Genomic DNA, 13,430 nt, shown 5'->3' with positions numbered 1-13,430 from the left:
GCCCGGCGGCCTCAGGGCCGCAGGCGGGCGGCCTTGAGGGCCATGTGGAGCAGCAGTCGGTCCTCGCCGAGGTCCAGGTCGAGTCCCGTCAGCTGCTCGACCCGGCCCAGCCGGTAGTACAGGGTCTGGCGGTGGATGCCCAGTTCCGCCGCCGCGCGGCCCGCCTGCCCCGCGCAGTCGAGGAACACCTCGGCCGTGCGGGCCAGTTCCCGGTGGGCCGGGCCCAGCAGGTCCCGCGTCGCGGGATCGTCCGCCGGGCCGGCGCCCAGCGCGGCCAGCATCCGGTACGGCCCGATCCCCGCCCACTGCGCCACCGGACCCAGCCCCGGCTGCGCCGCCGCCGCCCGGGCCGCGGCGGTGGCCTGCGCCCACGCGGCCGGCAGCTCCGCGAGCGCCCGTACCGGGTCGGAGAGCCCGGCGGTGACGGAGCCGCCCCCGGCGGCGGGGCCCCGGGTCCCGGGGGAGCCCGCCGGCGCCGCGCGGGGCAGCAGCCGCCCGACCGCCGCCAGGGCCGGACCCAGCGCGTCCCCCGACCGCAGCCGCACCAGCACCGCGAGCACCCCGGTCCCCGGCCCCGTCCCGGGGCCGTCCTGCTCCACCGGCCCCGCCGGGACCACGCACACCGCCGCCGCCCCCGGCACCGACCCCGGAGCCTCCCCGGACCACGGGGACACGCACACGGCGGCGTGCGGCCCCTCGGCCCCAGGCCCCAGGGCCACCCGCAGCGCGGCCACCGCCATGTCCTGCTGCCAGCCCCGGCCGGCCGTGAGCACCGCCAGGAACTCCCGCGAGAGGTCGGCGCCCGCCTTGGCCTCCTCGGCGAGCAGCACCCCGATCCGCTGGGCCACCTCCATGGCGGCCTCAAGGGCGGCCGGACCCGGGCCGGGATCCTGGTCGAGGAGCCACACGTAGCCCTGCACGATTCCGCGGTACCGCACGGGCAGGCAGAGCCGCCCCCGGAAGACCCCCGCGTCCGGGGCCGCCGGGATCCGGACCGGGCCGGTGGCGCGGGCGATCCCGAAGCCCTCGAACCAGGAGCGGACGTCCGCCGTCGACTGCCGGGTCAGGATCGAGCGGGTGCGCACCGGGTCCATCACCAGGTCGTCCTCGCTGTCGTGCGCGCCGAAGGCGATGAGGCGGAAGTCCCGGTTCTCCAGCGTCGCCGGGGCGCCGAGCAGCGCCGAGATCTCGTCCACCAGGTCCTGGTAATCGCCCTTCACGCGGCCATTCTCCCACCCCGCGGCGGGCCCTTCAGACAGATGTATGAGATCCGGGCCACGGATGCGTGACAGCTGTCGATGGCAGAGGATCGTGGAGATCCTTAGGTTTCACGGTGGTTTTACTTGCGTTTTCCTTACGGTCGCGGCCCCACCCCTGCGGCGTCCGTTCGTCCGCTTCTGCCCCCGTTGGAGGTGCCCCGTGCTGGGTCCCGCGATCCTCGCCGCTTCGCGCAGCGACAAGATGCGCCGAATCGTCTCTGCCGCCCCGGTGACCAAGCCGGTGGTCAACCGGTTCATCCCCGGCGAGACGGTCGGCCAGGTCATCCCGATCGTCGAGGAGCTCACCCGCAAGGGTCTCGAGGTCACCCTCGACGTCGTCGGCGAGGACATCACCGCCGTGGAGCAGTCCTACGCGGCCCGGGACGCCTACCTGGAGCTCATCGGGCGCCTCAAGGAGCTGGAGCTGGGCGAGACCGTCGAGATGTCGGTCAAGCTCTCCATGTTCGGCCAGGCCCTGGAGGGCGGCCACGAGCTGGCCCTCGCCAACGTCCGCCCGGTCGTCGAGGCCGCCGCCGCCATCGGCACGACCGTGACGCTGGACGCCGAGGACCACACCACCCTCGACTCGATGTTCGCCATCCACGAGGAGCTGCGCCGGGACTTCCCGCAGACCGGCTGCGTGATCCAGGCCTACCTCTTCCGCACCGAGGCCGACGCCCGCCGCCTGGCCGCCGCCGGCAGCCGCGTCCGGATCGTGAAGGGCGCCTACAAGGAGCCCGCCGAGGTCGCCTACCAGGACAAGGGCGAGATCGACAAGGCGTACGTCCGGATCATGAAGATCCTGATGGAGGGCGACGGCTACCCGATGATCGGGTCCCACGACCCGCGCCTGATCGCCATCGCGCAGGAGCTCGGCCGCCAGGCAGGGCGCAAGCTGGACGAGTACGAGTTCCAGATGCTCTACGGCATCCGCAGCGAGGAGCACCTCCGGCTCGCCTCCGAGGGGCATCGAATGCGGGTCTACACGGCCTATGGCACCGACTGGTACGGCTACTTCATGCGCCGTCTCGCGGAGAAGCCGGCCAACCTGCTCTTCTTCCTCCGCTCGATGATCACCAAGAACTAGCCCGCCCGAACCAGGTCAAGGAGAGTTACCGCCCCATGGATGCTGTGACCCAGGTCCCCGCGCCGGTCAACGAGCCGGTCCACTCGTACGCTCCCGGCAGTGCCGAGCGCGCGCGCCTCGAGATCCAGCTGAAGCAGCTGTCCGAGAACCCGATCGACCTCCCGATGACGATCAACGGCGTCAAGCGGATGGGTGGCGGCGAGCGTTTCGACGTCGTCCAGCCGCACGACCACAAGTCGGTCATCGGTACGTACGCCAACGCCACCCAGGCCGACGCCCAGGAGGCCGTGGACGCCGCCCTGGCCGCCGCCCCGGCCTGGCGCGCCATGTCCTTCGACGACCGCGCCGCGATCATCCTGCGCGCCGCCGAGCTGCTGGCCGGCCCGTGGCGCGAGAAGCTGGCCGCCTCCACCATGCTGGGCCAGTCCAAGACCGCGCAGCAGGCCGAGATCGACACCCCCTGCGAGCTCGTCGACTTCTGGCGCTTCAACGTCCACTTCGCCCGCCAGATCCTGGCCGAGCAGCCCGCCGCCAACAGCGCCGGCGTGTGGAACCGCAGCGACCACCGCCCGCTGGAGGGCTTCGTCTACGCGATCACGCCGTTCAACTTCACGGCCATCGCCGGCAACCTGCCGACCGCCCCCGCCCTGATGGGCAACGTGGTCGTGTGGAAGCCGTCCCCGACGCAGACCCACTCCGCGGTCCTCCTCATGGAGCTCCTGGAGGCGGCCGGCCTGCCCAAGGGCGTCATCAACCTCGTCACCGGTGACGGCATCGCGGTCTCCGAGGTGGCCCTGAACCACCCCGAGCTGGCCGGCATCCACTTCACCGGCTCGACCAAGACCTTCCAGTACCTGTGGAAGACGGTCGGCAACAACATCGAGAACTACCGCTCGTACCCGCGCCTGGTCGGCGAGACGGGCGGCAAGGACTTCGTCGTCGCGCACCCGTCCGCGGACCGCGCGATCCTGAAGACCGCCCTGACCCGCGGCTCCTTCGAGTTCCAGGGCCAGAAGTGCTCCGCGTCCTCCCGCGCCTACGTCCCGGCCTCCATCTGGAACGACGGCTTCAAGGAGCAGTTCGCGGCCGAGGTCGACGGCATCACCATGGGTGACGTCCGCGACCTGGGCAACTTCATCGGCGCCGTCATCGACGAGCGCTCCTTCGCGAAGAACAAGGCCGCGATCGACCGCGCCAAGGCCGACCCGACCTGCACGATCGTCGCGGGCGGCACGTACGACGACTCGGAGGGCTACTTCGTCCGCCCGACCGTCATCGAGTGCACCGACCCGGAGAACGAGGTCTTCACGACCGAGTACTTCGGCCCGATCCTCGCGATCCACGTGTACGAGGACGACAAGTACGACGAGATGCTCGCGCAGATGGAGAACGTCTCGGCGTACGCCCTGACCGGCGCCGTCATCGCGCAGGACCGCTACGCGGCGGCCGACACGATGGAGAAGCTCCGCTTCGCGGCGGGCAACTTCTACATCAACGACAAGTCGACCGGCGCCGTCGTCGGCCAGCAGCCCTTCGGCGGTGGCCGCGCCTCGGGCACCAACGACAAGGCGGGCGCGGCGTCCAACCTGCTCCGCTGGACCTCGACCCGCTCCATCAAGGAGACCCTGGTCCCGCCGACCGAGTACGGCTACCCCCACATGGGCTGACCGCCCACAGCTGAACCCCGCCCCCGCTCCGGTACCCCCAAGTCCGGAGCGGGGGCGGTCCCAGTTTCGGGGCCCGCCCACGGGCGCCTCCCGGGGCTCAGACCTCCACGAGGACCTGGTCCAGGGATTTGCGGAGCAGGTCCGGGACCTCGCAGTCGTCGGACGGGTAGCCGACCGGGATGACGGCGAAGGCCTTCTCGTTCTCCGGGCGGTTCAGGACGTGCGCCAGGAAGCGCATCGGGCTCGGGGTGTGGATGAGCGCGGCCAGGCCCGACAGGTGCAGGGCGGACAGCAGCATGCCGACCGCGATGCCGACCGACTCGTCGACGTAGTAGTGCTTGCGCTTCGTGCCGTTCGGGCCGAGCCAGTAGCGCTGCTGGAAGACCACGATCAGCGCCGGCGCGTCGGTGAGGTGGGTCTTCACCGCGTCCGTGCCGATGGGGCGCAGGGCGGCGAGCCACTCGTCGCCGAGGCGGCCGTCGTAGGAGATCTGCTCCTCCTGCTCGGCGGCGGCGCGGATCTGCTGCCGGATGGCCGGGTCCTTGACCAGGACGAAGGTCCACGGCTGCTGGTGCGCACCGGAGGGGGCGGTGGCGGCGCAGGCGATGGCGTCGCGGACGGCCTGCTCCGGGACGGGATCGGGGGAGAAGTGGCGCACGGTCCGCCGTTCGTCCATCCGGGCCCGCAACTCCGCCGCGCGCGCGAGGGATTCGGGGCCGGGCATGCGCGCGGGACGGTAGGCGACGGGCCGGTAGGGCTGGCCATGGGTGGGGGTCCACTGCTGGGTCTCAGGCGACATGCGCAGATCTTCCAGCGGGGGAACTCCTGAGGCCAGGGGAACGTCATGAACCAATGTCCGTTGTGTACTGACAGGGGGGCTATGACCGTGTCGAACGTCGGTCGATTCGTGGACTGGGAGGGCTGCTTCAACGCCCGCGACCTCGGCGGTCTGGGAGCGCTGCGGCCAGGGGCGCTGATACGGGCGGACAGTCTGGACGGGCTCACCGCCCGGGGCTGGACCACACTGTCCGCGCAGGGGGTGCGGACCGTCATCGACCTGCGCAACGAGGGCGAGGCCGAGGTGGACCACGCCCCGCGCCCGGCCGGGCTGACCACCCTGCGGATCCCGCTCGACGGCATCGAGCACCGGGACTTCTGGGACGTGTGGTGGGGCACCCCCGGCTTCGGCACCCCCGCGTATTTCCGGCCTTTCCTGGAGCGCTTCCCCGACCGCGTGGCCTCCGTCGCCCGCGCCGTCGCCGGAGCCCCGCCGGGCGGGGTGGTCTTCCACTGCGGTCTGGGCCGCGACCGTACGGGGATCATCGCGCTCGTCCTGCTGCGGCTGGCCGGGGCGACCCCGCAGGAGATCGCCGACGACCACGGGCTGAGCGAGCCGCGGGTCCGGGCCCGGTACGCGGCCCGCGGCAGGTCGTACGACGACACCGAGATCGAGGAGTACACGGCCGGCCTCGGCACCACCGTGCACGCCCTCGCCCGGGAGACCGCGCAGTGGCTGGATGCGGGCGGCTACCTGCGCGGGGCCGGGCTGACGGCGGCCGAACTGGAGGGGCTGAGGGGCAGACTGGGGGCATGAGCGACGACACGCGGACCCGCCTCGCGCACACCTCCCAGCTCGGCCCGGACACCCTCGCCGCCGTCCGGGACCTGCTCGACGGGGCCTTCGACGGCGACTTCGGCGACGAGGACTTCGAGCACGCCCTCGGCGGGATGCACGCCCTGGTGTACGAGGGCGGCGCGCTCGTCGCGCACGGCAGCCTCGTCCAGCGGCGGGTGCTGCACCAGGGGCGGGCCCTGCGGACCGGGTACGTGGAGGCCGTGGCCGTACGCGCCGAACGGCGCCGGCGCGGGCTCGGCGGGGCGGTGATGGCCGCGCTGGAGGGCGTGATCGCCGGGGCGTACGTACTGGGCGCGCTCTCCGCGTCCGAGGAGGGCGCGGCCCTGTACGAGAGCCGGGGGTGGAAGCCGTACCCCGGGCAGATCGGCGTGCTCGGCCCGGCCGGGCCGGAGCGGCTGGCCGAGGAGGAGGGCTCGACCTACGTGTGGACGCCGCCCGGCGGGGTCGCACTGGATTCCGCCGGGCGGCTCGACTTCGACTGGCGGGACGGGGACGTCGTCTAGCTAGGAGCCGGAGACGCTCGCGGTGCCCGTCTCGATGTGGCCGGTGTAGCGGCGCGACCAGGTGCCGTCGGAGTCCGCCAGGACCGTGAAGTCGTACCAGCCCTTGCTGTACGCCACCGCGTTGAAGAAGTCCTCGCGCGAGGAGTTCGCCGGGACGGTGTAGGTCCAGGGGCCGTCCGTCCGGTACGCGTTGGAGCGGATGGTGAAGGTGACCGGGGAGCCGGAGGAGTTCGTCATCTTGAACCAGACGGCCGTCTTGCCGGTGCCGGACTCCACCGCGTAGCGGGCCGCGACCTCCAGGTCCTTCCCGGCCTTGGTCGCGTCGCCGATGAAGCGGCGCAGGAACCGGTTCGGGCCGTACATCGAGATGTCGTACTTGCCCGAGCCGGCGCCCAGGCCGATGGAGAACCAGTCGGTCGAGGTGGCGCCCGGGTCGACCGTGTACTGCCAGGCGGCCGTGTCCCGGTGCTGGTGCGGGTGGATCGAGAAGTGCGCGGCCTGCTTGGCCTGGGGGCCCTGGTTGGTCATCGAGAACCAGGCCAGGATCTTGCCCATCGGGCCGAACTCGAAGCGGTCCAGGTTGCCGTTCACCTGGTACGGCAGCGCGCGGGCCGGCCGCGTGCCGGGCTCCTGCGCCGGCTGGGCGTTGTCCTGGGGCACCGGGTTGGGCAGCGGGCCGCAGGTGGACTGGCCGATGACCTTCGCCGTGGACGGCAGGCCCCCGGGGACCCCGTACACCGGGTGCGCGAAGTCGAAGACCCCGGTCAGGTCGCCGGTCACCTTGCGCCGCCAGGCGCTGATGTTCGGGCAGAGGGCGGGCGTGCCGATCGCGGTCGTCCACTTCTCCATGAAGCGCAGCACCGAGGTGTGGTCGAAGATCTCGGAGCTGACCCAGCCGCCGCGCGTCCAGGGAGACATGACCAGCATCGGGACGCGGAAGCCGAGCCCGATCGGGACGCCGTCGATGTACTCGTCCGGGGTGCCGGGCGGGGCGACCGGCGGCGGGACGTGGTCGAAGAACCCGTCGTTCTCGTCGTAGTTGAGGAACAGGACGGTGGAGTCGAAGACCTCCGGGTCCGCGGCGAGCGCCCGGTAGACGAGGTCCACGAAGTGCGCGCCGTCGCCGGGCGGGGCGTACGGGTGCTCGGAGAAGGCCTCGCTCGCCACCACCCAGGACACCTGGGGCAGGGTCCCTGCGACCACGTCCGCGCGGATCGCGGCGGCGATGTCGTCGGGGGTGGAGCCGGTGACCCTGGGGACCGAGGCCATGCCCCGGTCCCACAGCGGGTCGCCGGGCCGGGCGTCGGTGAACTTCTTGAAGTAGGCGAGCCCGTTGTCCCCGTAGTTGTCCTGGGCGTTCTGGTAGACCTTCCAGCTCATCCCGGCCCGCTGGAGGGCCTCCGCGTACGACTCCCAGGTCAGCCCGGACTCCTCGCCGCCGTCCTTGCTGCCCGCGTCGACCTTGCCGCTCCACAGGAAGGTGCGGTTGGGGCCGGTGGCGCTGAGGGTGGAACAGAAGTAGGCGTCGCAGATCGTGTAGTTGTCGGCGAGGCCGTAGTGGAAGGGGATGTCGCCCCGCTCCAGGTAGCCGAGGGTGTGGGTCTTGCCGACGCCGGCGACCCAGTTGTCCATCCGGCCGTTGTTCCAGGCGGCGTGCTGCGAGGTCCAGCTGTGCGGGAGGTCCCCGGTGCACTGGGCCAGCGTCCGGCCGTCGGCCCCGCCGGCCGAGGGGGTGGCGGACAGCTTCCACGGGTACTGGCGGCCGCCCCAGTTCGGCTGGTTGAAGGTGCCCCAGCCGCCGGGGATGTTGCCGGCGGCGCGGTCGCCGAAGCCGCGTACGCCCTTCAGCCTGCCGAAGTAGTGGTCGAAGCTGCGGTTCTCCTGCATCAGGACCACCACGTGCTTCACGTCGGTGATCGTGCCCGTCGCGGCGGCCGCCGCCGCCGTCCCCGGCAGGGCGGTGGGCAGGGCCGCCCCCGCCACGATCCCGGCGCCGATCCCCACGAAACCCCTGCGGCTGATGGGTGTCACTGACTGCCCGCCTCCAACTCGAGTGCCCCTCTGGCACATTGACGGCAAGGGTGGCGGCAGCCGCTCCAAAGGTCTACATCCGTGCGGTAAGAAATCGGTGAACATCCGGATGGCCGGATTCAGCTCCCCGTGCGGACGAGCATCTTGCCCGTGTTCTCGCCGTGGAGCATGCCCAGGAAGGCCTCCACGGTGCGGTCGAACCCCTGGACAACGGTGGTGTCGGTGCCGATCCGGCCGCTGCGCAGGTGAGGGACCAGGAAGTCCTCCAGCTCGTCCTGGAGATTGGTGTGGTTACGGACCAATACGCCCTCCATGCGAAGCGACTTGTGGACCACCTCGAAGAGGTTGCGGGGCGCGGCGGGTGCGCGGTCCGCGTTGTACATCGAGATCGCGCCGACCCAGGCGATCCGGCCGTACTCGCGCAGGGAGTCGATGGCGCCCTCCAGGTGGTTCCCGCCCACGTTGTCCACGTACACGTCGATGCCGTCCGGCGCGGCCTGCGCGAGCTGCTCGCCGACCGGCCCGTCGTGGTAGTCGAAGGCGGCGTCGAAGCCGAGGGTCCCGGTGAGGTGGGCGACCTTCGCCGCCGAGCCGGCGCTGCCGATGATCCGGCGGGCGCCGAGCAGTCGGGCGATGTGCCCGGTGGCGGTGCCGACCCCGCCGGCGGCGGCGGAGACGAAGACGTCCTCGCCCTCGCGCAGGGCGGCGGTCCGGGTGAGGGCGGCGTAGGCGGTCAGGCCGGTGCCGCCCAGGATGGAGAGGTACGCCTCCAGCGGGACGCCCTCGTGGCCGCGCAGCTTGCGGGTGCCGTCCACGCCCGGGGTGACCAGGGCGTGGGTGCGCCAGCCCGCGCGGTGGAAGACGAGGTCGCCCTCCTTCAGGCCCGGGTCGCGGGAGGCGGTGACCCGGCCGACGGTGCGGCCCTCCAGCGGGGCGTCCAGCTCGAAGCCGCCCTCGCCGCCGTCCATCAGCCCTCGGTGGTACGGGTCCACCGACAGCAGCAGGTTCTCCACCAGGGCGGTGCCGGGGGCGGGTTCGGGGACGGGGGAGGAGACGTACGCGAAGTCGGAGGCGACCGGGAAACCGGTCGGGCGGGCGATCTGGTGGACGAAGTGGGCCGTGTCGGTGCTCATGGCCACGAACCTAGGAAGGAATCCCGCGGCCGGGCAGGGGGTTGCCCTCATGGAAGCCGCACGTCCATGAGCGCGGCTCATACACCGAGGTGGGAACCAGTGGCCGAGCTCGCTCCGCAGGAACTGCGCGTCCTGGTCGCCGTCGCCGACACGGGCGGCTTCTCCGCCGCGGCCGCCGTGCTCGGGGTCAGCCAGTCGGCCGTCTCGCACTCGGTGCGCGGCAGCGAGGGCAAGGTCGGCGCGGTGCTCTTCGAGCGCGGCCGCACCGGAGCCTCGCCGACCCCGGCCGGCGAACGGGCCGTGGCGCTGGGCCGGCGCATCCTGCGGCTGTACGAGGTGCTCGGCGCGGAGGCGCGCGGCGCGGCCCGGGCGCCCGCCGGGCGGGAGGCGGTGGAGGGGGTGCTGCGCGTCGCGGCCTTCCGGAGCGCGGCCCTGCACCTGCTGCCGCCCGCGCTGGAGCGGCTCGCCGCGCTGCACCCCGGCATCCGGCCCGAGGTCAGGGTGGTCCGCGAGATCGGCGCCGGCACGGCGGGGGAGGTGGCCGCGGGGCGGGCGGACCTGGGCATCGCGACGCTGGGCGCGCGGGAGGACGTACCGCCGGGGCTGCTGACCGGGGTGCTCGCGGAGGAGGCGTACGCCCTGGTGCACCCGGCCGGGCACCCGGACCCCAAGGCGCTGCCGCTGCTGGACTGGGACGAGAACTGCGGCTCCTACACCCGGGCGTGGTGGAGGTCCCAGGACTGGATCCCAAGGGCCACCCTGAAGGCGGAGGACGACGCCATGGTGCTGACCATGGTCGGCCGGGGCCTGGGCATGGCGATCATGCCGGAGCTGTCGCTGCGGGAGGCCCCGGACGGCGTCGAGATCACCGCGCTGGGGCCCCGGAGGCCGGTGAGGCAGGTGGGATACGTCACCACAACGGAATTGGCTTCCACTCTCGCAGTAAGGGCTCTGATCAGGGCACTCAGGGCTGAGAAGGCCTGAAAACGGAACCTGCGGAAGGCTCCCTTCGGGGGGTTTCCCATCTCAGATACTAGGAAGTCCGAGTAATTGCGGAGACATACAGCCGGACCTGCCCTAGCTTTGTAGGAGCCGAACGTCTCGCTGATCCAGCGAATGGCGGTCGAGGGCGCGCGCCCACTGGCAGGCAACCCCTGCGGCGTGCTGCCCCCCGCCTCTTCCGGCGCCTTGAAGGAACACCCCTCATCCGTGGCCCCGCCACGCCGTGATCCCAAGGAGTCGATCACCATGACCCCCACCACCGCCGCATCCCGTCGCGTCCGCCACACCTCCCCGGCCGACGCCGACCGCAAGAACGCCGCCGCCGCCCTGCAGCGCGCCCTGGACCGCCGCGACAACGGCGGCTCGACCGGCCACTGACCGCCCTCCGGCCGGCCCCGCACGCCGGCCCGGACGCCCCGGACGTGTCGCGTCACCGTTGGTCCAAATGCTGGACGCGATATGTCTGAGGGCTGGGACACGGAGTACGGTTCCGACATGTCGACCAGCATCAATCTCGCAGTGATCCCCGGTGATGGCATCGGCCAGGAAGTCGTGGCTCAGGGCCTCAAGGTCCTTACCGCGGTCCTGCCCCAGGATGTGAAGCTGGAGACCAAGGAGTACGACCTCGGCGCCCAGCGCTGGCACCGCACCGGTGAGACCCTCCCGGACGCGGAGCTGGAGGCCCTCAGGCACCACGACGCGATCCTGCTGGGCGCCATCGGCGACCCGTCGGTCCCGTCGGGCGTCCTGGAACGCGGCCTGCTGCTGAAGCTCCGCTTCGCCTTCGACCACTTCATCAACCTCCGCCCCTCGAAGCTGTTCCCGAACACGGCCACCCCGCTCGCCGGCCGTCCGGAGATCGACTTCGTCGTGGTCCGCGAGGGCACCGAGGGCCCGTACACCGGCAACGGCGGCAGCCTGCGCACCGGCACCCCCGCCGAGGTGGCCACCGAGGTCAGCGTCAACACGGCCTACGGCGTGGAGCGCGTCGTGCGCGACGCGTACGAGCGGGCCAACGCCCGCCCCCGCAAGAAGCTGACGCTCGTCCACAAGAACAACGTCCTCGTGTACGCGGGCCACATGTGGAAGAACATCTTCGACAAGGTCGGCCAGGAGTACCCCGAGGTCACCACCGACTACCTGCACGTCGACGCCGCGACGATCTTCTTCGTCACCCAGCCCGAGCGCTTCGACGTCATCGTCACGGACAACCTGTTCGGCGACATCCTCACCGACCTGGCCGCGGCCGTCACCGGCGGCATCGGCCTGGCCGCCTCCGGGAACATCAACCCGACCGGCTCCTTCCCGTCCATGTTCGAGCCCGTCCACGGCTCGGCGCCCGACATCGCGGGCACCGGCAAGGCCGACCCGACCGCGACGATCCTCTCGGTCGCCCTCCTGCTGCGCCACCTCGGCTACGAGGCCCAGGCCGTCCGCATCGAGGACGCGGTCTCCGCCGACCTGGCCGAGCGCGACGGCACCTTCCGCTCCACCGACGCCATCGGCGACGCCCTCGCCGCGCGAGTAGCCGGCTGACCCGGCAGCTCCACCCAGGAAGCCGCCAGGTCACAAAGGGACCTGGCGGCTTCTCCTGTGCGGCCCCCGGTGCCACCATCTCCCCTGGGCCGCTAAAGCCCCGTTTCTCCGAAGCCTGCCCGCGCGCGATAATCGAACGCGAGGCCGCGGATTACGGGGAAGCTCGGACGTCCTAGTACGCATGAGCGCGGTCCGCCATACCCAACCGGTGAAGGACAAGCACTCATGACGACGCCCACGATCGAGCTCAAGCCCTCCTCGAACCCGCTGTCCGACGCGGAGCGCGAGGCGATCCTGGCCAGCCCCGGCTTCGGCCGCCACTTCACCGATCACATGGTGACGATCAAGTGGACCGAGGGCCGCGGCTGGCACGACGCCGAGCTGGTCCCGTACGCCCCGCTGGCGATCGACCCCGCGAACATGACCCTGCACTACGCGCAGACGATCTTCGAGGGCCTCAAGGCCTACCGCCAGCCCGACGGCACCGTCGCCACCTTCCGCCCGCGCGCCAACGCCGAGCGCTTCCAGGCCTCCGCCCGCCGCATGGCGATGCCGGAGCTGCCCGCCGACCTCTTCATCGAGGCCTGCGACGCCCTGATCAAGCAGGACCGCGCCTGGGTGCCGGACTCCGGCGAGGCCTCGCTGTACCTGCGCCCGTTCATGTTCGCGTCCGAGGTCGGCCTGGGCGTCCGCCCGGCCAACGAGTTCCTCTTCATGGTCATCGCCTCGCCCGCCGGCGCGTACTTCCCCGGTGGCGTCAAGCCCGTCTCCGTCTGGCTCTCCGAGGAGTACGTCCGCGCCGTCAAGGGCGGCACCGGCGCCGCCAAGACCGGCGGCAACTACGCGGCCTCCCTCGTCGCCCAGGCCCAGGCCGCCTCGCACGGCTGCGACCAGGTCGTCTGGCTCGACGCGGTCGAGCACCGCTGGATCGAGGAGATGGGCGGCATGAACCTGTACTTCGTGTACGGCGACCGCATCGTCACCCCCGAGCTGACCGGCTCGCTCCTCCCCGGCATCACCCGCGACTCCCTCCTCACCATCGCCCGCGACCTCGGCTACACCGCCGAGGAGGGCCGGATCACCACCGAGGACTGGAAGCGCGACAACGAGAACGGCACCCTCACCGAGGTGTTCGCCTGCGGCACCGCCGCCGTCATCACCCCGGTCGGCTCGGTCAAGTCCGAGCGCGCCAACTGGACCCAGGGCGACGGACAGCCCGGCGAGGTCACCATGAAGCTCCGCAAGGCGCTCCTGGACCTCCAGACCGGCCGCACCGCCGACACCCACGGCTGGATGCACCCGCTCGGCTAGGGCTGCCCGCCCCGGACATGGCGAAGGCCCCCCGCGCAATGCGCGGGGGGCCTTCGGGCGTTCCGGGGGAGGAGCGTGGTCAGCGCTCCCCTTCCGCCTCGCCCCGGTCCTTCTTCTCCTTGCGCTCCTTGCCCGAGCCCTCCGGGCCGAGCCCGACGAGCGCGTCCCCCAGGGCGTAGGCCAGACCCGCGACCCCCTTGATGATCTTGCCTGCCACGTACGCGAGCTCTTCCACGACGCCTCCCCGTGTCGTACGCGGCGGCCC

The 13,430-nt window shown here is 71.9% G+C and carries 13 protein-coding genes; 8 read left to right on the top strand and 5 right to left on the bottom strand.

Going from position 1 to position 13,430, the window contains the following annotated elements; all coding sequences use genetic code 11:
* Window positions 1-11: 11 nt before the first annotated feature.
* Window positions 12-1,220, bottom strand: a complete 1,209-nt coding sequence (locus OG553_RS08835; RefSeq protein ID WP_405978454.1) for a PucR family transcriptional regulator — start codon at window positions 1,218-1,220, stop codon at window positions 12-14.
* A 199-nt stretch (window positions 1,221-1,419) separates the two neighbouring features.
* Here OG553_RS08835 and OG553_RS08830 point away from each other — a divergent pair, with 199 nt between their 5' ends.
* Together OG553_RS08830 and pruA are read left to right on the top strand one after the other, a co-directional pair.
* A complete protein-coding gene (locus OG553_RS08830) occupies window positions 1,420-2,346 on the top strand; it encodes a proline dehydrogenase family protein (protein ID WP_405978453.1) in 927 nt (308 codons plus the stop codon).
* A gap of 35 nt (window positions 2,347-2,381) precedes the next feature.
* Complete coding sequence (gene pruA / locus OG553_RS08825; protein WP_401246621.1) at window positions 2,382-4,013, top strand: L-glutamate gamma-semialdehyde dehydrogenase; 1,632 nt, start codon at window positions 2,382-2,384, stop codon at window positions 4,011-4,013.
* A 97-nt stretch (window positions 4,014-4,110) separates the two neighbouring features.
* Here pruA and OG553_RS08820 read toward each other — a convergent pair whose 3' ends face one another.
* Entirely contained in the window at window positions 4,111-4,812 is a 702-nt protein-coding gene (locus OG553_RS08820) for a nitroreductase family protein (protein WP_405978452.1), read from the bottom strand.
* An 81-nt stretch (window positions 4,813-4,893) separates the two neighbouring features.
* Here OG553_RS08820 and OG553_RS08815 point away from each other — a divergent pair, with 81 nt between their 5' ends.
* Together OG553_RS08815 and OG553_RS08810 are read left to right on the top strand one after the other, a co-directional pair.
* Window positions 4,894-5,607, top strand: a complete 714-nt coding sequence (locus tag OG553_RS08815) for a tyrosine-protein phosphatase (protein ID WP_405978451.1) — start codon at window positions 4,894-4,896, stop codon at window positions 5,605-5,607.
* Window positions 5,604-6,152, top strand: a complete 549-nt coding sequence (locus OG553_RS08810) for a GNAT family N-acetyltransferase (protein WP_405978450.1) — start codon at window positions 5,604-5,606, stop codon at window positions 6,150-6,152. Before OG553_RS08815 ends, OG553_RS08810 begins: the two co-directional genes overlap by 4 nt.
* Here the strand turns inward: OG553_RS08810 and OG553_RS08805 are convergent, their stop codons facing one another.
* Both OG553_RS08805 and OG553_RS08800 read right to left on the bottom strand, forming a co-directional pair.
* Entirely contained in the window at window positions 6,153-8,183 is a 2,031-nt protein-coding gene (locus tag OG553_RS08805; protein ID WP_405978449.1) for a phosphocholine-specific phospholipase C, read from the bottom strand.
* A 119-nt stretch (window positions 8,184-8,302) separates the two neighbouring features.
* Complete coding sequence (locus OG553_RS08800) at window positions 8,303-9,316, bottom strand: NADP-dependent oxidoreductase (protein WP_405978448.1); 1,014 nt, start codon at window positions 9,314-9,316, stop codon at window positions 8,303-8,305.
* Between the two features lie 99 nt (window positions 9,317-9,415).
* Here OG553_RS08800 and OG553_RS08795 point away from each other — a divergent pair, with 99 nt between their 5' ends.
* The 4 genes from OG553_RS08795 (at window position 9,416) to OG553_RS08780 (ending at window position 13,165) form a co-directional block, all read left to right on the top strand.
* Window positions 9,416-10,300, top strand: a complete 885-nt coding sequence (locus tag OG553_RS08795) for a LysR family transcriptional regulator (protein ID WP_405978447.1) — start codon at window positions 9,416-9,418, stop codon at window positions 10,298-10,300.
* A gap of 264 nt (window positions 10,301-10,564) precedes the next feature.
* The gene (locus OG553_RS08790; RefSeq protein WP_260614121.1) at window positions 10,565-10,696 is read left to right on the top strand and encodes a hypothetical protein; all 132 of its coding nucleotides are present in this window, start codon (window positions 10,565-10,567) and stop codon (window positions 10,694-10,696) included.
* Between the two features lie 117 nt (window positions 10,697-10,813).
* Window positions 10,814-11,854 (top strand): 3-isopropylmalate dehydrogenase, encoded by a 1,041-nt coding sequence (locus OG553_RS08785; protein WP_405978446.1) that lies wholly within the window; start codon window positions 10,814-10,816, stop codon window positions 11,852-11,854.
* A gap of 225 nt (window positions 11,855-12,079) precedes the next feature.
* Window positions 12,080-13,165: a branched-chain amino acid aminotransferase gene (locus OG553_RS08780; RefSeq protein WP_405978445.1), complete on the top strand. Its 1,086-nt coding sequence runs from the start codon at window positions 12,080-12,082 to the stop codon at window positions 13,163-13,165.
* Window positions 13,166-13,244: 79 nt separating this feature from the next.
* On the opposite strand, the gene OG553_RS08775 is transcribed toward OG553_RS08780, so the two are convergent.
* A complete protein-coding gene (locus OG553_RS08775) occupies window positions 13,245-13,400 on the bottom strand; it encodes a hypothetical protein (RefSeq protein ID WP_405978444.1) in 156 nt (51 codons plus the stop codon).
* Window positions 13,401-13,430 lie beyond the last annotated feature (30 nt).

Origin of the sequence: Streptomyces sp. NBC_00158, assembly GCF_045160885.1 — a bacterium.
In the GTDB taxonomy this organism is placed as follows: domain Bacteria; phylum Actinomycetota; class Actinomycetes; order Streptomycetales; family Streptomycetaceae; genus Streptomyces.
The sequence above is the reverse complement of the archived record's forward strand: the minus strand, read 5'-3'. Positions and strand labels throughout refer to the sequence as shown.

Excerpts from the sequence above, each read along its gene's own strand:
- pruA (WP_401246621.1), top strand. The coding sequence starts at position 2,382 with ATGGATGCTGTGACCCAGGTCCCCGCGCCGGTCAACGAGCCGGTCCAC.
- OG553_RS08820 (WP_405978452.1), bottom strand. The coding sequence starts at position 4,812 with ATGTCGCCTGAGACCCAGCAGTGGACCCCCACCCATGGCCAGCCCTAC.
- OG553_RS08815 (WP_405978451.1), top strand. The coding sequence starts at position 4,894 with ATGACCGTGTCGAACGTCGGTCGATTCGTGGACTGGGAGGGCTGCTTC.
- OG553_RS08810 (WP_405978450.1), top strand. The coding sequence starts at position 5,604 with ATGAGCGACGACACGCGGACCCGCCTCGCGCACACCTCCCAGCTCGGC.
- OG553_RS08800 (WP_405978448.1), bottom strand. The coding sequence starts at position 9,316 with ATGAGCACCGACACGGCCCACTTCGTCCACCAGATCGCCCGCCCGACC.
- OG553_RS08790 (WP_260614121.1), top strand. The coding sequence starts at position 10,565 with ATGACCCCCACCACCGCCGCATCCCGTCGCGTCCGCCACACCTCCCCG.
- OG553_RS08785 (WP_405978446.1), top strand. The coding sequence starts at position 10,814 with ATGTCGACCAGCATCAATCTCGCAGTGATCCCCGGTGATGGCATCGGC.
- OG553_RS08780 (WP_405978445.1), top strand. The coding sequence starts at position 12,080 with ATGACGACGCCCACGATCGAGCTCAAGCCCTCCTCGAACCCGCTGTCC.